Source organism: Subtercola sp. RTI3 (assembly GCF_035018625.1).
GTDB classification, from domain to species: domain Bacteria; phylum Actinomycetota; class Actinomycetes; order Actinomycetales; family Microbacteriaceae; genus Subtercola; species Subtercola vilae.
On the sequence record NZ_JASJXO010000040.1, the window covers coordinates 16,580 to 36,661 of the forward strand.

General features: G+C 64.1%; 15 protein-coding genes. 11 read left to right on the top strand and 4 right to left on the bottom strand.

From position 1 onward, the window contains the following. Positions 1-24: 24 nt before the first annotated feature. Both QN358_RS13815 and QN358_RS13820 read left to right on the top strand, forming a co-directional pair. Entirely contained in the window at positions 25-528 is a 504-nt protein-coding gene (locus tag QN358_RS13815; RefSeq protein ID WP_136643196.1) for a type II toxin-antitoxin system PemK/MazF family toxin, read from the top strand. A 124-nt stretch (positions 529-652) separates the two neighbouring features. Beyond that, positions 653-3,400 carry a helix-turn-helix transcriptional regulator gene (locus QN358_RS13820; RefSeq protein ID WP_323512725.1) on the top strand — a complete coding sequence of 916 codons (2,748 nt, stop codon included), beginning with the start codon at positions 653-655 and terminating at the stop codon, positions 3,398-3,400. Here QN358_RS13820 and QN358_RS13825 read toward each other — a convergent pair. Further along, a complete protein-coding gene (locus QN358_RS13825) occupies positions 3,368-4,702 on the bottom strand; it encodes a glycosyltransferase (RefSeq protein ID WP_323512726.1) in 1,335 nt (444 codons plus the stop codon). The genes QN358_RS13820 and QN358_RS13825 overlap by 33 nt on opposite strands. A gap of 315 nt (positions 4,703-5,017) precedes the next feature. Here QN358_RS13825 and QN358_RS13830 point away from each other — a divergent pair, with 315 nt between their 5' ends. The 5 genes from QN358_RS13830 to QN358_RS13850 are packed head-to-tail and all read left to right on the top strand — an operon-like array spanning position 5,018 to position 11,591. Continuing rightward, positions 5,018-6,373: a nucleotide sugar dehydrogenase gene (locus QN358_RS13830; protein WP_323512727.1), complete on the top strand. Its 1,356-nt coding sequence runs from the start codon at positions 5,018-5,020 to the stop codon at positions 6,371-6,373. Continuing rightward, on the top strand, positions 6,370-7,404 hold the full coding sequence (locus QN358_RS13835) for a GDP-mannose 4,6-dehydratase (protein ID WP_323512728.1): 1,035 nt from the start codon (positions 6,370-6,372) through the stop codon (positions 7,402-7,404). The genes QN358_RS13830 and QN358_RS13835 overlap by 4 nt, the downstream gene beginning before the upstream one ends. Beyond that, entirely contained in the window at positions 7,404-9,254 is a 1,851-nt protein-coding gene (gene glmS, locus QN358_RS13840) for a glutamine--fructose-6-phosphate transaminase (isomerizing) (RefSeq protein ID WP_323512729.1), read from the top strand. Before QN358_RS13835 ends, glmS begins: the two co-directional genes overlap by 1 nt. A 22-nt stretch (positions 9,255-9,276) precedes the next feature. Further along, positions 9,277-10,782 carry a polysaccharide deacetylase family protein gene (locus tag QN358_RS13845; protein ID WP_323512730.1) on the top strand — a complete coding sequence of 502 codons (1,506 nt, stop codon included), beginning with the start codon at positions 9,277-9,279 and terminating at the stop codon, positions 10,780-10,782. A gap of 5 nt (positions 10,783-10,787) precedes the next feature. After that, on the top strand, positions 10,788-11,591 hold the full coding sequence (locus QN358_RS13850; RefSeq protein WP_323512731.1) for a hypothetical protein: 804 nt from the start codon (positions 10,788-10,790) through the stop codon (positions 11,589-11,591). A 25-nt stretch (positions 11,592-11,616) separates the two neighbouring features. On the opposite strand, the gene QN358_RS13855 is transcribed toward QN358_RS13850, so the two are convergent. Together QN358_RS13855 and QN358_RS13860 are read right to left on the bottom strand one after the other, a co-directional pair. After that, positions 11,617-14,265 carry an MGH1-like glycoside hydrolase domain-containing protein gene (locus tag QN358_RS13855; RefSeq protein WP_323512732.1) on the bottom strand — a complete coding sequence of 883 codons (2,649 nt, stop codon included), beginning with the start codon at positions 14,263-14,265 and terminating at the stop codon, positions 11,617-11,619. Then, entirely contained in the window at positions 14,262-14,681 is a 420-nt protein-coding gene (locus QN358_RS13860; RefSeq protein ID WP_136643189.1) for an acyl-CoA thioesterase, read from the bottom strand. The genes QN358_RS13855 and QN358_RS13860 overlap by 4 nt, the downstream gene beginning before the upstream one ends. A gap of 79 nt (positions 14,682-14,760) precedes the next feature. Between QN358_RS13860 and QN358_RS13865 the strand changes: the two genes are divergently transcribed. From QN358_RS13865 to QN358_RS13875, 3 genes are all read left to right on the top strand, one after another. Beyond that, entirely contained in the window at positions 14,761-15,939 is a 1,179-nt protein-coding gene (locus QN358_RS13865; protein WP_323512733.1) for an acyl-CoA dehydrogenase family protein, read from the top strand. Between the two features lie 63 nt (positions 15,940-16,002). After that, positions 16,003-17,226, top strand: a complete 1,224-nt coding sequence (locus QN358_RS13870; RefSeq protein WP_323512734.1) for an acetyl-CoA C-acetyltransferase — start codon at positions 16,003-16,005, stop codon at positions 17,224-17,226. Further along, on the top strand, positions 17,226-18,446 hold the full coding sequence (locus QN358_RS13875; protein WP_323512735.1) for a zinc-binding dehydrogenase: 1,221 nt from the start codon (positions 17,226-17,228) through the stop codon (positions 18,444-18,446). Before QN358_RS13870 ends, QN358_RS13875 begins: the two co-directional genes overlap by 1 nt. A gap of 50 nt (positions 18,447-18,496) precedes the next feature. Here the strand turns inward: QN358_RS13875 and QN358_RS13880 are convergent, their stop codons facing one another. Then, positions 18,497-19,135, bottom strand: a complete 639-nt coding sequence (locus QN358_RS13880; protein ID WP_323512736.1) for a TetR/AcrR family transcriptional regulator — start codon at positions 19,133-19,135, stop codon at positions 18,497-18,499. A 96-nt stretch (positions 19,136-19,231) separates the two neighbouring features. Between QN358_RS13880 and QN358_RS13885 the strand changes: the two genes are divergently transcribed. Further along, a complete protein-coding gene (locus QN358_RS13885; protein ID WP_323512737.1) occupies positions 19,232-19,951 on the top strand; it encodes an SDR family oxidoreductase in 720 nt (239 codons plus the stop codon). Positions 19,952-20,082 lie beyond the last annotated feature (131 nt).

Below are 20,082 nucleotides of genomic sequence, written 5' to 3' on the forward strand. Positions count from 1 at the left end.
GTGAGCCTGTGAGACGGTAGCCGTATGGCTCGTCTCACAGGCTTTTTTCATGCGCTCAGGCGCCTGTTCGGCGGCGGTGACTCCACTGGCCGTGCTGTCTCACGAGTCTCCACCGCTTCCCGCAGTTCGTCGCTCACAACACAAATCGACCCTGCGCGGCTGCGGGGGCTGAAGCTCTCGTACGCGCCGAAGGCCGATGCGCGGCCTGATCCTGGTGAGGTCGTGTGGGCATGGGTGCCCTACGAAGAGAACGATGGGCGAGGCAAAGACCGCCCCGTGCTCATCGTGGCACGGCTGACGGGCAGCTCGGTGCTGGGCATCCAGCTCACCAGCACGTCGCATGACGGCGACCGGGGCGCGCTTCGTCTCGGCCCGGGCCCGTGGGATTCGTCGGGTCGCGCGTCGTGGGCGCGCCTCGACCGACTGTTTCGCGTCAGTGACGGCGGTATGCGCCGCGAGGGCGCGGCTCTGGATGCCCGAACCTACGCCCGGGTGGCGAATGCGCTCACTGCGCGATACCGGTTCTGAGCCCCCCGTTAGGGTACTAGCGCCCGTCGCGCATGCCTGAGAACGTATCAATCGTAAGTAAATTTTCGCTTGAACTAGCCAAAATGAAGGAATTCGCGCCCAGACCCGTGCGAAAGATGCGTCAATGGATACCGTTCAGCGCTCATCAGCGTTAGAGAGAATCAGCTTGCTCGCCTCGAGTCGCGAGGAGGGTGCGTTGATTGTGTGCGGTACACCAGGTTCTGGTCGCACACATCTGATCGAAAGCGCCCTCGCCTCGGTCGCCACGCACGCGATCCTCGTGCGAATATCGCGCGCAGAGATGCTCTACCCCCTGTCAGGTCTCTCTGCCGTTCTGACAAAGATCGGTGACGCGAGACTCGCCCAGTTCACGGGGCGGTTCGCTCTGGTTTCGACCGATAACGCCGACCTCTTCGCCGCGGCCGAGACCCTTCTCATGCTGCTGAGAGGGCTCGCCCTCGAACCGGTGCTTGTGTTCGTCGACGACATCGACCAGATGGACAAAGAGAGCCTCGCAATTCTGAGTTACATGAGCACGCGACTCAGTTCTACAAACGTGAGCCTCGTTGCGAGTATCGAAGCCGTCGGCGACGACATGGCCGGGTTGGCCCTCTCAGAACGGGGTGCGCCCGGCGCGGTTCGCCTGTCTCCCCTCTCGGCGTTCTCCGGTGTGTCGAGCGTGTTGCTCGCACCACTCACGCCAAATGAAATCGCTCACCTCATTGCGGAGACGGTGCCGCTGCCGCTCGACGATGCGCTGGTTCAGATCGTCTGTAGCTACGCAGATGGTCTGCCCCTTGCCATTATGCAGATGCTGCCCTCCGTCGAATCGGCTGGCACTGGTTCGCTTGTCCTCCCCTTCAGATTGGGGGCTCGCACCAGGCACATCGCCCGTCAGGCTGTCTCCGGCCTGACTGCTCCTGCGTTACAACTCTTCAAAAACATCTGCGCCGCGCCGTTGACCCATCTCGACGCTCTACTCGATGAGTCGACGGAGGCTTCAGACGCACTCGACGAACTTCTGGCGTCAGGGGTTGTGACAGCAGAGGCCGGCTGCGTGCGCGTCTCGAGCGGATTGGTGCGGTCAGGAACCTACTGGGCCATGCCCGCGATAGAGCGACGCGAGATTCACACCCTGATGGCTGAACGCAATCAGAACATCGATGCGGCAATGGCTGTCTGGCACGAGTCATGGATATCACCTCACAATTGGGGTGCCAAGCTGCTTCTCGCCGCTGCCACAGCCCTGGCCGCCGGTGGTCATCGCAGTGCCGCGATCGAATGTTGCGAACGAGCGCGCGGAAATCAGCTGCCACCCGATCGCATAGACGACCACCTGAGAGATCTGGCGACAGCGTTCTTTGAACACGGGGATCTCATCATCGCGCTGCGCTACTGCCAAATCTCTCTCGATGCCGACATTCCGCCGAGCGAAGCGCTCGAGCTTCAGCTCATCAAGACCCACATCGAATTTCTGCTCGACGAACACCTCTCGCCGAACGAGGTCGAAGCGCGACTCGAAGATTCCCAACCGGGCTCCACTGCGCTCACACTGCGCCTTCTGGGAGCCATGGCGTTTGTGCGTGCAGAGCGAGGCGAAGCGAGTGGTGCTCTCGAACTTCTCTCACGAATCGACCGAGAGGTGTACCCCGGGCGAGCTGGCCCCCTCCTGCAGTGGGAGCACTCGGTAGTGACGGCGCTGGCAGGTGGCCTCGAGCCCCGCGAGATTCAGCAGGCAGCTCTCGACTCCTCTGGGATTTCATCGATGCCGCTCGCTCTGCAGACATTGGTGGGCCGGACCCTCAGTTTTGCCGAGCACCACGCTCAGGCCAGAAAAGTCTTCGTGGGAACCTTGGTGCACGCAGGCGAATCCGATCGAGCCCTGCATGAGGTCAGCGGCGTGTATGCCGCTGAGAACGACGTGCGCTCTGGCCACTTGCATTATGCGATCAGATTCGTTGGCGATCTTTCGAGTGCATCCGAAGTATTTCGGTTTCGGCGCACTCTTCTGCAGGCGTGGAGTCTCGAAGTACGAGGGCTGCCCTCGGAAGCGCGCGCCCTCATGGCCGAATGCGAGTCGATGCTCGAGCGTGAGCGCAACCCCGTGCTTGCTGCTCGCCTCTTTTCGGCGGAAGGTACCTTCGACCTGATGCGGGGCAATGTCGAGCAGGCCCTGGGCTATTTTCATCGCGTTCGCGCGGTCACCCTTCAGATGTCGCTCGCCTTGCACGCCCGGCACGATGTCGACCTGATCGAAGCAACGCTGATGGCAGGCTCTCGCCGCGAAGCGCAGGTTCTGTTCCTCGACTTCGATGAGCTGTGCGCGAGAATGCCGTCGCGTTGGGCGACTCTCGCAGGAGCGAGGGCTCGCGCGCTGCTCGCCCCCGATGCCCTCACGATTGCTGCATTCGACAGTGCGATCAGCGACTATAGACCGGATGACTCACCCTATGAGCTGGGCCGGCTGATGTTGAGCTACGCCTACCGGCTTGATCAACTGTCGCAATTCGAGCATGCGAACCGGGTGCGTGCCAATGCGCGCCAGATATTCGCCAGCATTGGTGCAAACGGCTGGGTGCTGGCGAGCATCCGACCACATCGAGTGCCTGAACCGCCACCGAAGGGGGTCGGGCTTCTCGTCGACCTCACCCCGAGTGAGCAGGAGATCGTGGTTCTGCTGCAACACGGACACCGCAACAAAGAGATTGCCGCACGCCTTTTCGTGTCGCTGCGCACGGTCGAGGTCAGATTGACCCATGTCTACCGAAAAACGGGTGCTCATTCCCGCGCCGATCTTCTGGCAATGCTATGGCACGCAGAAACCGAATCGTCGTCGGCCTCAGCTCTCGCCGTCGGCCCCGCGGCCATGTGAGGTGAGCTCGGGGGCGCGCCGTGAGGGGCTGGTCCATGCTCCTGTCGACTCTCCCACAATCGCCTCCGGCAGGCGGTGCAGGCACAGGGCTGCGTCGATGAGCCGCAGAACCGGGAAGGCGAACCCATAGAGCAGAAAACTCGGTCTGCGGGCGACTATGGCGGCAAAGATCGTCAGGAGGTAGTCGGGGATGACGATACCGAGTATCAGTACGCCGGGCGAGATGACCACGGCGACCTCGAACCCACCGACCATACCGTTCCACCCCAGCGAGGTGAAGACTCCGCTGGCAGCCGAGAGCGCGATGAGGGGCACCAACAGCACGAGCAATATGCTGCTGGTCACCAGTTCGGCGATGTAGAGGTACAGGGCGAGCCAGAATTTTCGGGGTTGCCACGGGTGACGTATGACGGTCTGCCAGAAGCCGAGCGACCAGCGGCCGACCTGCTTGAGATAGTCGTGGAAGTTGTCGGGGTCTTGGGTCAGGGCGACGGCCGCGTTCGGGTGGAACGCAATACGGCCGAGTGATCGAGCGTGGATCTCGAAGGTCATGTTGTAATCTTCGATGGTCAGGCCCGGGGCTGCGATGTCGATCAATTCGAGCACCCGCGACCGATACATGCTGGCGAACCCGGGCACGATGGTGACTACGTTGATCGATCGCGCTGCCTGCCCGAATTTGATCAACAGCTGCACCGCGATATAGACCCTTTCACGGTACGCCACCAGCAGTCGCCCGCCGAGGGAGCGGGCTCCCGGCTTCAGCAGGGTGGTCGCACGCCCGGCAACTGCGACAACCGCATCATCGGTGAACAGGGGCAGTCCCGTTTCGAGATAGTTCTCTGAGAGGTGCGTGTCGGCGTCGAGCAGAACCACTACCTCGAAATGAGTCTTCAGATCGAAGTGGCGAATGCCAGCGACGATAGCCCCCGCCTTGCCCCTATTCGGGCTCAGCTCGAGCACATTCGCCCCTGCGTCGTGGGCCAACGACACGGTGCCATCGCTTGAGCCATCGGAAATGACGAAGACCTGCCGGAGAGGAACCTGTCGCGCAGCCGAGCGGAGCGTTTCAGCCAGCACCAGTTCTTCGTTGTGTGCGGCGATCACGATGGCGACCTGGTCGCGCGTGACACTCGGGTGCAGGCTCAAGGCCGGTCGACCGAGCCGAGCACTGCGGTGCATCCGACGGTGCGCGACGAATTGTGCGACCACCCGGCAGAGGCCGGCTACGCCCCACAGCAGCGTGTTGACACCGACCAACAGCAGCCCGATGACAATCAACGCCCAAACCGATTGACTCACGATGCCTCCTGATCTTGAGACGGGCCTTCACCCACACTGCTGCTCGAAAGCACTCACCGTACAAGCGTGCTGGCTCACGTGGTGCGAATCGCACGCTGCAGAAACCACATACTTCTGCGGTTAACCGCAGGCAATACCACAAAGCCGACACAAACCCGCATGTTGCCTGGTCATCGATTGCCGTCAGGTTCAGCGGACGGCCAGTGTATGACCCACGGTTCGCGGGTAGCAGCGAACGCCGTACTGCGAGTCTGCTCCTTCAGCGGCTGGCCAATCCTCACTCACTCTGCTACACGATCTGCAAGGGGAAGCGTTATGTCATCACTCACCGACATTCGGCACGGCATCGAGTTCGCACACCCCGATCGGGTCGTGTTGACGCTCGCGGTCGAACCTCCGCAGGCGAAGGCCGAGTTCGACTTCGACGTTGCGGTCGTCGGCCTCGGCTACGTGGGTCTGCCGACGGCCATCGCCTATGCCGACTCGGGGGCCCGCGTTCTCGGGCTCGAAATCAGCCCCCGGCGGCTGGAGACGATTCTCGATCGGCGTGCCGACGTACTCGAACGCGACCAGCTGAAACTCGACCGTGCGCTCTCTGGCAACAACTTGGCTCTCACGAACGACAACTCCGAGCTCTCGTCGGCTCGAGCCGTGATCGTCTGCGTGCCGACGCCGGTCGACGACTTTCTCGTGCCTGATCTCGCCATTCTCCGCGCAGCCTGCGCAGCCGTGGTCGAAGCGGCCACTGCGGGCCAGATCCTCATGCTCACGTCGACAACCTATGTGGGATGCACGAACGACCTGCTTGTTCAACCGCTGTCACAGCGGGGTTTCGTAGTGGGTCGCGACATCTTCGTCGCGTTCTCGGCCGAGCGCATTGACCCAGGCAACGCGTCGTTCGAGCAGCGCGACGTTCCCCGCGTCGTCGGCGGAGCGACTCTCGAGTGCGAAGAGGAGGCCGACCGGCTTCTGCACCTCTATGCCGCGAACGTGCACCACGTTGGCTCTCTGGCAGCCGCAGAGATGACCAAACTTCTGGAGAACACGTTTCGTGCCGTCAATATCGCTCTGGCCAATGAGTTCGCCGACATCTGCAGTTCGCTCGATATCGACATCAATACCGTGATCGATGCCGCTGCGACAAAACCTTACGGGTTCATGGCGTTCCGGCCGGGGCCGGGGGTCGGGGGGCACTGCATTCCCTGCGATCCCCACTACCTGCTCTGGCAGCTGCGCCGATCGAGAGTGGATGCACCACTCATCGAAGTCGCCATGACGGCAATTGCGCACCGCCCTCGGCACGTGGTTGAGCGGGTGCGCGATGTGCTCTCGGGCCGCGGGCAAGGTCTCGCCACCGCGAAAGTACTCCTCGTCGGTATCGCCTACAAACCGAACGTTGCCGACCTCCGCGAATCTCCCGCGCTCGAGATTCTGTCGGAGCTGCGCAGTCACGGCGCGACCGTCGGCTATCTCGACAATCACTTCGACGTCGTTACCCTCAGCGACGGCCACGTGCTTCAGAACGTGACGCAGCCAGCCCTCTTTGCGGCTGATCTGATCATCATGCACACCACGCACGAGTCGGTCGACCTCGACTGGATCACCACCCACCAACTCGTCATCGATGCAACCTATGACCGCGTTTCGTACCCGACGGCGGTGACCCTGTGAAGACCCTGGTCACGGGCGGTGCTGGCTTCATCGGCAGCCACCTCGTGGACTACCTGATGCGCCGAGGCGACGAGGTGACGGTGCTTGACGACCTCAGCACGGGTCGGGTGTCGAATATCGCCCACCAGCTGTTCGACTCACGGTTCACCTTTCGCGAAGGCTCGATTCTGGATGCCAGACTCGTCGATTCGCTGATCGCCCAGACTGATCGTGTGTTTCATCTGGCGGCTGCCGTCGGAGTGAAAATCATCGTCGAGCATCCGTTGTCGAGCCTTCGCACGAACATCCACGGCACAGAGAACGTGCTCACCGCGTGCACGGGCAGTGGCGTGCCCCTTCTGCTTGCTTCGACGAGCGAAGTGTACGGAAAGAATGAGTCAGACGGCCTCACTGAGGAGTCAGACCGCATCCTCGGTTCGGCGCTCACGTCGAGGTGGAGCTATGCCGCGGCCAAAGGCATCGATGAGTCGTTCGCTCACGCGTACTACACCGAATTCGGGCTGAACGTCAGCATCGTTCGGCTCTTCAACACGGTCGGGCCTCGTCAGACCGGTCGATATGGAATGGTGGTGCCCAATCTGGTCGGTCAGGCCGTGAGCGGTGAACCCCTCACGGTCTTCGGCGACGGCCAGCAGACGCGGTGCTTCTCCGCCGTTGGCGACATCGTTCCGGCTCTCGTCGCTCTTCTCGAGAGCGAGTCCGCCATCGGGCAGGCTGTCAACCTCGGAGGCGCGCATGAAATCTCGATTCTCGACCTCGCTGCCCGTGCGATTGAGGTGACGGGTTCTGCCAGCGGTATCGAACTCGTGCCCTATTCAGAGGCGTACGCAGCCGGTTACGAAGACATGCGCAGGCGCGTGCCCGACAACTCCAAGGCTGCTGCGCTGATTGGATTCGTGCCCCGAACCGGCATCGACCAGATCATTCGCCTGGTTGCAGAGAGCCTTCGAACCGCTGGCTCTCTTGAGGGCGAGCTGATGGAAAGGCCCTCGCGCCGGCCCCTCGAGTTCGCTCCCGTGGTGGTGCTCTGATGTGCGGAATTGTTGGATGCACCACTACAGAACGAGCTGACCGCTACCTGTTGCCGGCTCTCCAAGCGCTCGAGTATCGCGGCTACGACTCGGTTGGCGTGGCAATTGCTACCACTGATGGAACCGTCACCACGGTTCGATCGATCAATCGGATCGGTGATCTGACAGCGCAACTCGAGGCGCGAACCGGTGCTCGACTTTCGGGCACCGGCATCGGTCACACCCGCTGGGCGACGCACGGAGACGTCACCGAGGCCAACGCGCATCCGCATCAGGACTGCGACGGGCTCGTGAGCGTTGTACACAATGGCATCATCGAGAACGCCGATGTGCTTCGTGCAGAACTCATTGCCGAGGGTCATCGATTCTCGTCTGGCGTCGACAGCGAAGTCATCTGCCACCTGATCGAGCAGTCGCTCGTCGGTGCGAGCGACAGCGGCTTGCAGGGCGCCATCGAAAGTTGCGTTCGGCGCCTCGAGGGCAGCTGGGCGATTCTGGTGATGGAAACATCGACCGGCCGGCTGTTCGCCACAACGCATCGGGCACCGCTGCTGGTGGCCTCCAGCGACAATGGCCACTTCGTCGCCAGCGACGTCACGGCGATCGCGCCGTGGATCACTGCGTTCCGGGTCATGAGCGACGGCGACCTGGTCGAATTGGGCTCGCCCCTGCGGTGGATCGCCGGTGGCGTCGAGGTCGCACCGCCCGAGGCACTCGGTCTGTCGTGGTCGAGCTCCTTTCTCTCGCTTGCCGCCGATGACCCCGACTTCATGGGGCGTGAGATTGCGGAGCAGCCTGAAACGGTCGAACGTATTCTGAGCGAACTTGCGCCACGAGTGAGCACTGGAGACCTCTGGCGGGAGCTTGGGCTGCCGCACTTCAGACGAGTGGCAGTGCTCGGCTGCGGCACCTCATTGAACGCCGGGCGCATCATCGCTCACGCGTTCGGGGCCTTCGGCGCAATTGTCAACACAGCAGTGACAGCGAGCGAAGCCGGGGCGGTGGTGCTCGACGCAGAAACACTGGTGATTGCCGCCAGCCAGTCGGGAGAGACGGCAGACGTATTGCGAGCGTTGGATGAACTGCAGACCGGTCGTGGCCGGGTACTGGCGTTGACGAACAGTATGCATTCCACACTGGCCCGTCGTGCCGACGGCGTGCTCAACTGCTCTGCGGGCCCCGAGATCGGCGTGGCCGCGACGAAGACGTTCGTAGCCCAGGTTGTGACAGGCGTCTGTCTTGCGCTGTCGGCAATGGTTGCCAGAGGCACCGTTCTGAGAGCGCAGGCAGACGCCATCGTCGATGATCTGCGTCGAACGCCCGACCGACTCGAAAACGCGATTGCAGTGTCACGACAATGGGTACCCGACATCGTGGAGTCGGTTCGCGATGCCCAGGGGTTTCTCTTCCTGGGGCGGGGTGCCGGTGTTGTCTACGCCGCAGAGGGGGCATTGAAGCTGAAAGAACTCACCTATCGGTGGGCCGAGCACTATCCGGCTGGGGAGCTGAAACACGGGCCGCTGGCGCTGGTCGAAGAGGGCACTCCGGTCGTCGTCATCGAGAGCGCGGATGGCCGGTTGTCGGCGAACGTGGCCGAAGTTCGCTCGCGGGGCGGTCGTGTGATCAGCATCGGTGGTCCTGGTTCGTCGATTCCGGTCGTCGACGGGAATCCGGAGGCCTTAACGCGATCTGGTCGAGTGTCACAGGGCAGAGGCGGCAACACGTTTGCGGCCTGCGGGCCCCTCGAGAGTGTTGTTCCGATGCAGATTCTGGCGCGGGAACTGGCTATCGCCCTGGGGCGCGACGTTGACAAGCCCCGCAACCTGGCCAAATCGGTCACCGTCGAGTAGAAACACAGAGAGCGAAAAGACTATGAAATCACCAACCGATCGCACCCTTGGCCCCGTCTCCTCGGCGGGCAGAAGGCGGCGGCATACAACGTTCGCGGCTATCACGACCGTTGTCGTGGTCAGTGTCGGGGCGATGATCTTCGGGCTCGGCGGTACGACAGCGGCGGCGTCGCCGGTGACGAGCGCAGTGGCCAAACCTCTGACGGTCGTCTCGCTCACCTTCGACGACGGCAATGTCGATCAGAAGGCGGCAGCCTCGACGCTCGCCCAGTACAAGCTCGCAGGCACCTTCTTCATCAATTCGGGCTTCATTGGCGGAACCAACTACTTCACGGTGGCCGATCTCTCGGCGCTGAAGGCAGCCGGCAACGAAATCGGCGGCCACACGGTGAGTCACCCTGATCTGACCACCCTGAGCGCGGCTGAGGCCAAACGGCAGATCTGCAGCGACCGCATCAACCTGACGAACTGGGGCTTTGCGGTTTCAGACTTCGCGTATCCGTTCGCGAGCAGCAACTCAGCAACCGAAGCGATTGTGAGTTCGTGCGGGTACAACAGTGCCCGTGGCCTCGGCGATCTGGCATCACGGTTCGGATGCACGGGCTGTGATGCAGCTGAGACCATTCCTCCCGCAGACAAGCTGCTGACCAAGGCTGTCGATGAGGTCGACAGCACGTGGACCCTACAAGACTTTCAGAACTCTGTGACCGCAGCGGAGAAAGCCGGTGGGTGGGTGCAGTTCACATTCCATCACGTCTGCACGAATGTCTGCGATCCCTTGTCTGTCACACCCACCCTGTTCGCTCAGTTCGCGGCCTGGCTCGCACCGCGGGCAGCGTCTCAGAACACTCTGGTCCAGACGGTCGCGCAGGTCATTGGGGGAGCCGTGAAGCCCGTGGTGAGCGCTGCCTCAGTGCCGCCGGCCGCAGCAGGTGTGAACGCCATTTCGAACCCCAGCCTCGAGACGCTCAACACGACGACTGCCCTGCCGAGCTGCTGGATGATCGGGGGGTACGGCACCAATACGCCGACTTTCTCGTCTTCGACAGCGGCTCACACCGGTGCTACCGCAGAAGCTGTGACCATCACGAATTATGCCTCGGGTGACGCGAAGCTCCTGCCGCAATTCGATTTGGGGGCGTGTGCACCCACGGTTGTGCCAGCCCACACGTACTCGCTTCGCAGCTGGTACACCTCGAGCGTGGTCACTCAATATGCCGTGTACCTTCGTGACAGCATCGGGGTCTGGCGCTACTGGACCTCGAGCCCGTGGTTTGCCGCCTCGGCGACCTACACTCAGGCCGTCTGGACGACACCTGCCATTCCGGCGGGCATGACCGGCATCAGCTATGGCATGAGTCTCTTCATGAACGGCACCGTGAACACCGACGACTACTCCCTCTACGACAGTGTCGGAGCACCGGCGGCTCTGGCACCGGCAGCGGCGACTCCCGCAGCAGCGCCTGCTGTGAGCGGCACGATCGAATCCCACGCCGGCACGGCACCCACCGGCACCCCGGCGGGGTAGAGCAGATGAACCGGATCGGATGCGCGGTCCTGGCCGCCGTGTTCGGCTCGATCGTGGCCGTGGTCGGCGTCGTCCTAGCGACGTCGGCCACGGTTTCGGCGAGCCGACCGACGTCGGCTGGCGAAAGCGGTGGCATTCCGTCGGGTTCGTTGCCGACCGACGGTTATCCCTGGCACACGAACATCGTCGCCACCACGTTCTGGGTCGGCGAGATTTTCGACCCGAACGCGGCAGACGGTTCGCAGGTCTATTCGACCTACGACTCGAACTGGGCTTCGAATTACGGTGGCTGCGATGGCGTGCTGGTCACGGGCGTGTGCAGCACCGAGGTTCGAACAGCATCGAACGGCTACTTCCCCTCGCAGATGACGCCCCGCCAGAATCCGTTCTACCTCGACCTTCCCTATGACGATGTGAACAACCCGGCCGCGTTCGCCCAGCGGGGCTCTGTCATACCCTGGGCGCAGCAGGCGGGCTTCAAAGATCACCTTTCCGACCCCTCGGTGAGCCTTATGAAGAATCGCTGGGTGGAGCTTCGTCGTGGAACACAGACCTGTTTCGGCCAGATCGAAGATGCCGGCCCCGGTCAGTACGATGACGCCGCGTACGTCTTCGGCTCAGCAGATGCTCGCCCGCAGAACACCCGGTACGGGGGCGCGGGAATGGATGTCTCGCCTGCCCTGAACGGGTGCCTCGGCTTTGCCGACCTCAACGGCGACACAGACACCGTGTCGTGGCGCTTCGTCGACGACGCATCGGTGACACCAGGCCCGTGGACCACGCTGGTCACGGCGACCGGGCTGCAGTGAGGCGGTGCTCGAGGTCAGGCTGGCGCTAGCGGGAGCCCGAGGTGAGAATGAGGTGTGCGACCAGCGCGGTCCAGCCGGTCTGGTGCGAGGCGCCGAGGCCCTGGCCCGTGTCGCCGTCGAAGTATTCGTAGAAGAAGATGTTGTGCGCCCAGCGCGGGTCGGTTGAGAGCAGCTCGTACCGGGCATCCGCCGGGCGACGCCCGTCAGCGCCGGGAGTGAAGAGCGAGATGAGCCGGCTCGAGAGTTCGTCGGCCGCCTCGGTGAGTGTCACGAAGTTGCCCGATGCGAGCGGCAACTCGACCCGGGCATCCGGAGCCCCACTCGTGCCGTAGCCGCGGAGAGCCTCGATGAGCAGAACGTTGAGCGGAAACCACACCGGGCCGCGCCAGTTCGAGTTGCCGCCGAACAGGCCGGACGTCGACTCGGCCGGCTCGTAGTCGACGATCGCCTCGACACCCTCGACCTCGATACTGAACGGGTGGGTGCGGTGATAGGCCGAGATGGCGCGGATGCCGTGCCGCGAGAGCATGCCGTCTTCGTCGAACACCTTGGCGAGAATGCGTTGCAGGCGCTCGGGGGAGACGAGGGCGAGCAGGTAGCTCTGGTCGTCGTCGGAGGTGCGCTCGTGAAACGACTCGCGTACCTCTGGGTGGGCGTTGAGGTACCACGCCACCCGCGCATCGAACTCGGGCAGATCCGCCGAGCCGTCGCCAGCGAACGCGAGGGAGGCGACCACCGGCACCAGACCGACCAGCGAGCGCACCTTCAGGGGCACATCTCGGCCGTCAGCGAGGTGCAGAACGTCATAGAAGAAGGCGTCATCGTCATCCCACATGCTGGCGGCGTTCGCGCTCGACGCGATCTGCAGAAAGTGCTCGATGAACTTCGTGGCCACGTCTTCGTACGAACGATCGTGCGCGGCCAGTCGAAGCGAGATGTTCAACAGGTCGAGCGCGTACATGGCCATCCACGCGGTGGAGTCGGCCTGCTCGAGGATGCCCACCTCAGGTGGCAGCTTCGAACGGTCGAGCGGGGCGATGTTGTCGAGGCCCATGAAGCCGCCCTGAAACAGATTGTTGTCACCGTGGTCTTTGTTGTTGGTCCACCACGTGAAGTTCATCAGCAGCTTGTGAAAGATGCGGGCGAGGAACGTGTAGTCGGTGCCGCCGTCGAGGAGGAACACGTGCAGCGCCGCCCATGCGTGGGTGGGCGGGTTCACGTCGGAGAAGTTCCACTCGTAGGCCGGCAGTTGGCCGCTCGGGTGCATGTACCACTCGCGGAGCATCAGAATCAGCTGCCCCTTGGCGAACCCGGGGTCGATGTGGGCGAGAGTGACGCAGTGAAACGCCAGATCCCACGCCGCGAACCACGGGTACTCCCACGGGTCGGGCATCAGAATGACGTCGTGCGCGTCGAGGTGGCGCCAATGGGTGTTGCGCACGTCGGCGCGGCCCGGCGGGGGCGGTGGGTAGGCCGGGTCGCCGTCGAGCCACTTCTGCACATTGAAATGAAAGAACTGTTTCGACCAGAGCAGGCCGGCGAAGGCCTGGCGGAGCACAGCGACCTGGTCGTCGGGGGTGCCGGGAGGTGTGACGGCGGCGTAGAACTCATCGGCCTCGGCGCGGCGGGTGGCGACGGTCTCGTCGAAGTCGGTGGGTCGGGCATCCGCAACCCCGCCCGTCAACCGCACCCTGATCACCCGTGTCTCGCCCGGCTCGAGCGTGACGCGGTAGTGCAGCGCCGCCTTGGTGCCGGTCTGCTCGGGGTTCACGGTGGCCGCTCCCGAGACGATGAAGTCGTTGATGCCGTCTTTGGGGTAGTGCGGCGAGGTGGCGGCGCTCTCACCGTAGAGCTTCGCCGTGTTCGTCTCGTTGTCGCAGAACAGTGGATGCCCGCCCGCATCGCCCCGCAACATCAGCGGCCCGGCAGCACCTCCAGCCCCGACCACCGCATCGCCCTCGGCGTGCAGCTGCGGCTTCTCGCCGGCGTCGGGGTAACCCCAGCCCCAGGTGTTGCGGTACCACAGTGTCGGCAGCACATCGAGGGTTCGGGCATCCGGCCCCGCGTTTTCGACCGTGATCTGCATCAACAGGTCGTGCGGGCCGGCCTTCGCGTAGTCGACCGACACCACCCAGTATCGCGACTCGTCGAAGATACCCGTGTCGACGAGCTCGTACTCAGGGTCGAGCTTGCCGCGCTTGGCATTCGTGGCGACCAGGTCGTCGTACGGAAACGGGCTCTGCGGGTAGTGGTAGCGCCACGAGTTGAACGCGTGGGTGGGCGTCGAGTCGAGATACCACCAGTACTCCTTGACGTCTTCGCCGTGGTTGCCCTCGGGGCCGGCGAGCCCGAACATGCGCTCTTTCAGAATGGGGTCGACGCCGTTGAAGAGCGCCAGCCCGAGGCACCAGTTCTGCTCCAGGTCGCTGAACGCGGCCATGCCGTCTTCGTTCCAACGGTAGGTGCGGCTGCGGGCCTGGTCGTGCGTGAACGACGCCCACGCGTCGCCGTCGGCGCTGTAGTCTTCGCGCACAGAACCCCATGCGCGCTCGGCCACGTACGGGCCCCAGTCGCGCCAGCCCGCGCCCTCGTCGTCGAGGCGGCGCTGCTCGGCGGTCGAGTGTCTCGCGTCGACCGGGTGCTCTTCGTCGACCGGGTGCTCTTCGTCGGTCACTCCGCGCCCACCAACTGTGCTTCGATGGCGGCCCGGATGCCCGCGGGAATCGGTACCGGTCGCTTGGTCTCACTGCCCACGAAGACGTGCACGAACTCTCCGTTCGCGAGCAGCTCACCGTCGCTCTCCCTGAAGATGCCGAGCTTCCACGCCACACTGGTCGACCCCACCCGGCCCGTGCCGAGCTCGACCCGCAGCGTGTCGGGAAACGCGCCAGAGGCCGCGAACTGGCACGACGACGACACGCAGAACGCCATCGTGTCACCCTCGCCGAGCGAATAACCCGCTTCGGTGATCAGCCAGTGGGTGATGGTCGTATCCATCGCCTCGTAGTAGATCGTGTTGTTCAGGTGCCCGTAGACGTCGTTGTCGTTCCACCGGGTCTCGAACTGCCGTCTGTAGCCGTACTCCGTCATGCGTCGCACTCTACCGATCAATTCTGCAGATCGATGATGCATAGTGGAGTGACAGCACGATCACGCAACGGAGATGATCATGGCGACGCCCTTTCTCGACAGCGACTTCTACGGCTTTGCCGGGCGCCTGAGTGCGCGCGAGAGCCAGTCGATCGGCGAGATTCGCGCGTTCTTCGCGTCAGAGGTTCGCCCCCTCGTGAACGACTACTGGGCCCGCGCCGAATTTCCGCACCAGCTCATCCCGGGGCTCGCTGGCCTCGGCCTGTTCGGCCCCGAATGGCCAGAGACCCGGCAGTTCGAATCCAGCGCGGTCTACCAGGGCTTCTGTACCCTCGAAATGGCGCGCGTAGACGCCTCGCTCTGCGGTTTCGTCGCCGTGCAGAGCGGGCTCGCCATGGGCTCCATCGGCGTCGGTGGCAGCGAGCAGCAACGGACGCACTGGCTGCCCCGCCTGGCAACCGGTGAGGTCATCGGGGCATTCGGCCTCACCGAGCCACTCTCGGGCTCCGACACCGCGCGCGGCCTTCGCACCACGGCTGAGCGGCGGGGTGAGCACTGGGTGCTGAACGGTGCCAAACGCTGGATCGGCAACGCCACCTTCGCCGACATCGTGGTGATCTGGGCGCGCGACACTGCGGATGGGCAGGTGAAGGGGTTCATCGTCGACACGTGCACGCCGGGCTTCACCGCCACGAAGATTGAGAACAAACTCAGCTTCAGGCTCATTCAGAACGCAGACATCACCCTCGACGAGGTGGTGGTCAGGGAGGAGAACCGGTTGCCGGGCATCCGGTCATTCGCAGACGTCGCCGTGGTTCTTCGGCTCACTCGTGCCGGAGTGGGGTGGCTCGCGGTGGGCAACTCGATCGGTGCGTACGAGGCTGCTGTGGCCTACGCGCGAGAGCGCGAGCAGTTCGGGCGGCCGATCGGCAGTCGCCAGCTCGTGCAAGACCTGCTCGCGCGGTGCCTTGGCAACATCACGGCGAGCATCGCGCTGTGTGTGCAGGCGTCGGCACTGCTCGATGCGGGGCTGCAACGCGACGAGCATTCGGCGCTGACGAAGTCGTTCGTGTCGAGTCGGGCCCGCGAAACGGTGGCGTGGGCGCGGGAGGTGATGGGCGGCAACGGAATCGTGCTCGGATATGGGGCGGCGAAACCCTTTGCCGATGCCGAGGCCATCTACTCGTTCGAGGGCACCCGCGAGATGAACACGCTGATCGTCGGGCGGGCCATCACGGGGCAGGCCGCGTTCGTGTAGACCTGCGCGTCATCGCTTCAGACCGACCTCACCCTTCATATCACCCACCGACAGGAGCATCTCATGACCGAAGCCCTCATCGTCGCCGCTGCGCGCACCCCCATCGGTCGCGCCTTCAAAGGGTCGCTCGCGGGGCGACGGCCCGACGACCTCGTCGCAGAGATCGTGCGAGTCGCCCTCGCGTCTGTGCCCGCGCTCGACCCTCGACGTATTGACGACCTGATTCTCGGCTGCGGTATGCCGGGCGGGGAACAGGGTATGAACATGGCCCGCATCGTGACGGTTCTCCTCGGACTCGATAGCGTGCCGGCAACCACGGTGACCCGCTATTGCGCCTCGAGCCTGCAGAGCACACGGATGGCATTTCACGCGATCAAGGCCGGCGAGGGCGACATTTTCGTCTCAGCCGGCGTCGAGGCCATCAGCCAGTCGGTGAACGGAACGAGCGACGACATTCCCGGGCACGACGTGCTCAACCCGCTCTTCGCCGAGGCCGCCGAACGCACTGCTCGGCTCGCAGAGGGAGGCTCAGCCTGGGTCGACCCGCGCACGCTCGGAGCCCTCGCCGATGCCTACATCGCAATGGGCCAGACCGCCGAGAACGTTGCCCAGCTGAAAGGCATCAGCCGGCAGGAACAAGACGAGTTCGCAGCGCTCAGCCAGAACCGGGCACAGGCGGCCATCGCCAGCGGCTTCTGGGCGCGTGAGATCACCCCGACCGCGGCGGCCGACGGGCGGCTCATCACGGCCGATGATGGCCCGCGCCCCGGCGTGACCACTGCGTCGCTCGAGGGCCTGAAGCCTGTCTTCCGCCCCGACGGCACCGTGACGGCCGGCAACTGCTGCCCCCTCAACGACGGCGCGGCGGCCCTTGTCATCGTCAGCGACACCGTTGCGCGCGAACTCGGCCTGACCCCGCTGGCCCGCATCGTCTCGACCGGAGTGACGGCGCTCTCGCCCGAGATCATGGGTCTCGGCCCGGTCGAGGCGAGCCGTCAGGCGCTGCGCCGGGCCGGCCTGACCATCGACGACATCGATCTCGTCGAGATCAACGAGGCGTTCGCTGCGCAGGTCATTCCCTCTGCGCGAGACCTTGGCATCGACTTCGACCGTCTCAACGTTCACGGCGGTGCAATCGCGGTCGGGCATCCCTTCGGCATGACCGGTGCGCGCATCACAGGAACCCTGCTCAACGGCCTCACCACTCTCGACAAACAGTTCGGGCTCGAGACCATGTGTGTCGGCGGCGGGCAGGGTATGGCCATGGTCATCGAGAGGATGAACTGATGAAGATCAGAGGAGCAGTTCTCGAGCGGGTCGGCGCCCCTTCGCCCTTTGCCTCGTCGCGGCCGATCACGATCGGCGAACTCACGCTCGACCCGCCTGGGCCGAACGAGCTGCTCGTGCGCATCGAGGTGGCGGGCGTGTGCCACTCCGACCTGTCGGTGGTCGACGGCAACCGCGTGCGTCCAACGCCGATGTTGCTCGGGCACGAGGCCGCGGGCATCGTGGAGGCGATGGGGCCGCAGGCGGGCGGTGACGCGGCTGCGGGTGGCGCCGCAGAAAGCAATGGTGTTGCGGGCGCGGGTGATGCGGGCAATGGCCGCGTGGGTGATTCGAACGGGGCTGGTGGAGCCGGGCATCCGGAGCCCATCACCATCGGAGACCGCGTCGTCATGACGTTTCTTCCGCGGTGTGGGCACTGCGCCGGCTGCGCCACGGGCGGGCGGCTGCCCTGCGAAGTAGGTACGGCTGCCAACAACGCCGGCACGCTGCTCGGCGGCGAGACACGCCTGCACCGCGGCGGCGCCCCTGTCTCGCACCACCTCGGGGTGTCGGCGTTCGCCACCTACGCCGTCGTCAACCGGGCGTCGGTCGTGAGGGTCGAGCCGGATGTTCCCGCCGAGGTCGCCGCCCTGCTCGGCTGCGCCGTGCTCACGGGTGGGGGAGCCGTGGTCAATTCGGCTCGCCCCGAGCCCGGCGACACCATCATGGTCGTGGGGCTCGGCGGCGTGGGAATGGCGGCGGTGCTGGTCGCGCTCTCGCTCGGGCACCATGTGATCGGCGTCGACGGCGTGGCGCAGAAGCTCGAGAACGCGCGCTCGTGTGGTGTGACCGAGACGTACACGCCAGAGGAGCTTGTTGCGTCGGGCGTGCGGGCTCCGATCGTGATCGAGGCCGCGGGCAACGCGCGGGCCTTCGAGACCGCGGTTCGAGCTACCGCGCCGGGCGGTCGCACGGTCACCGTGGGGCTGCCGGCACCGGATGCCCGGGCATCCATTTCGCCCCTCATACTGACCGCTGAGGCGCGCACCATCATCGGCAGCTACCTCGGTTCTGCCGTGCCGTCGCGCGACATTCCGAGGTTTGCCGACCTGTGGCGCCAGGGCAGACTGCCCGTCGAGAAGTTGATCTCGGCGCGCGTGCAGCTCGACGACCTCAATGAGGCGATGGATGCTCTGGCCGAGGGTCGCGCCCTGAGACAGCTCATCGTGTTTCCGGTCTGATACCGGCGCCCGTTCGTCGGCGGGCGGGCGGGCGTGCTGTACCGCGGTTCTCAGCGCGGTGAGTGCCCGAGTGCGGCAAGAATGACGTCGTCGATCACCGAGACGAAGAAGTCACGCTCAACGGGCTCACGGCTGGTACTCAAACGGTGCGCGCTCATCGCGGGCAGCACATCGGCCAAGACGGGCACGCGTGCGGCCAGCTCGCGCGGTATTTCCCCGCTGTCGATCGCCCGATCAAACAGACGGCGGTAAATCGCTATGTAGGGCTCCGTGATCTCTGCTCTCACCACGTCAGCCAACTCCTCCGAACCCCGAGCGGCCGAGATGAGAGTTCTGAGGATCGAGATGCGTCGCGTTGCTCCGCCGAGCCACGGCGAGTCGACGACGGCGAGCAGATCCAACCGCAGACTTCCGTGGTCGGGTAGATGGTCGATCTCAGGTGGGTGCCCCGCAGACCGAATTGCGGCTATGACAAGGTCGTCTTTCGTGGCCCATCGGCGGTAGAGCGTGGTCTTGGCTTTGCCGGTGCGGGCTGCAACTTCGTCCATCGTGACACGCTCGTAGGCGCGCTCGGCGAGGAGGTCGACAGTGGTCGACAGGATCAGCGCGTCGCTCGAGCGATCATGTGGGCGGCCCAGAGGTAGCCCATCGATCTTCGTCGGCGCGGGCAGTCCAGCAGAAGTGTTCACGTGACAACGATATCGCGGTACACGGCATTACGCTACTTAGGAGTAGCGTAATGTTTATCGGGAGCCGCCCACGCGGCCGAGAGTGAGGAGAAGATTATGAAAGTTGATGGTTCGGTGGTCATTGTTACCGGTGCATCCTCCGGTATCGGAGCCGCAACGGCTCGCGCAGCCTCGGCAGCTGGAGCACGAGTGGTGTTGGCCGCGCGTCGTGTCGACCGCATTCGTGATCTTGCTGGCGAGCTCGGCGGAGCCATCGCGGTGCAGTGCGATGTCACCAACCAGGCCCAGGTGACCGCACTGGCCAAGGCCGCGCTCGATGCTTTCGGGCGCATCGACGTGTTGGTCAACAACGCCGGTCAGGGCCTTCAGACAGAGGTGGAGCAGATCTCGCTCGATGACTTTCGGGGAATTCTCGAGCTGAACCTCGTCGCCCCACTCGCCATGATGCAGGCCGTGCTGCCGAGCATGCGCCAGCAAGGCGCGGGAAGTATCGTCAACGTCAGTTCGGGGACGACTTTTGCAGATGCTCCGGGAACGGGCGGATACGTCGCCTCGAAGCTCGCGCTCGAGCGACTGTCTGCCATCGCGCGGGCTGAACTTGAGGGAACCGGGGTGACCGTCTCGACGATGATCCCCTTCGCCATTGACACCGAGTTTCTGAGCTCGATTCGGGTCGGTCGCGCCGCAGCGGAGGCGATGACTGCCGGGGCAGTCTTCGATACGCCCGAGCAGGTTGCGGATGCGATTCTGAGTCTGGTTTCGAGCGGGGCTCCTCAGATGGACCTCGTTCCCGCGAGCTACGGCGGTAGCCGGTAGTTTCTCGGCTGCAGTTGGAAATGTTTTCAAAAGTTTTTTGAGATTCTTTTTGTGGGGGTCGATTTGGGCCATATTTGTTGAGTGAATGTCAGTGGTTGGTGGTTGACTTGGGTCATGAACGAATCGGCCCT

Coding starts and splice junctions, on each gene's coding strand:
- QN358_RS13815 (WP_136643196.1), top strand. CDS start 25: ATGGCTCGTCTCACAGGCTTTTTTCATGCGCTCAGGCGCCTGTTCGGC.
- QN358_RS13820 (WP_323512725.1), top strand. CDS start 653: ATGGATACCGTTCAGCGCTCATCAGCGTTAGAGAGAATCAGCTTGCTC.
- QN358_RS13830 (WP_323512727.1), top strand. CDS start 5,018: ATGTCATCACTCACCGACATTCGGCACGGCATCGAGTTCGCACACCCC.
- glmS (WP_323512729.1), top strand. CDS start 7,404: ATGTGCGGAATTGTTGGATGCACCACTACAGAACGAGCTGACCGCTAC.
- QN358_RS13845 (WP_323512730.1), top strand. CDS start 9,277: ATGAAATCACCAACCGATCGCACCCTTGGCCCCGTCTCCTCGGCGGGC.
- QN358_RS13850 (WP_323512731.1), top strand. CDS start 10,788: ATGAACCGGATCGGATGCGCGGTCCTGGCCGCCGTGTTCGGCTCGATC.
- QN358_RS13860 (WP_136643189.1), bottom strand. CDS start 14,681: ATGACGGAGTACGGCTACAGACGGCAGTTCGAGACCCGGTGGAACGAC.
- QN358_RS13865 (WP_323512733.1), top strand. CDS start 14,761: ATGGCGACGCCCTTTCTCGACAGCGACTTCTACGGCTTTGCCGGGCGC.
- QN358_RS13870 (WP_323512734.1), top strand. CDS start 16,003: ATGACCGAAGCCCTCATCGTCGCCGCTGCGCGCACCCCCATCGGTCGC.
- QN358_RS13875 (WP_323512735.1), top strand. CDS start 17,226: ATGAAGATCAGAGGAGCAGTTCTCGAGCGGGTCGGCGCCCCTTCGCCC.
- QN358_RS13885 (WP_323512737.1), top strand. CDS start 19,232: ATGAAAGTTGATGGTTCGGTGGTCATTGTTACCGGTGCATCCTCCGGT.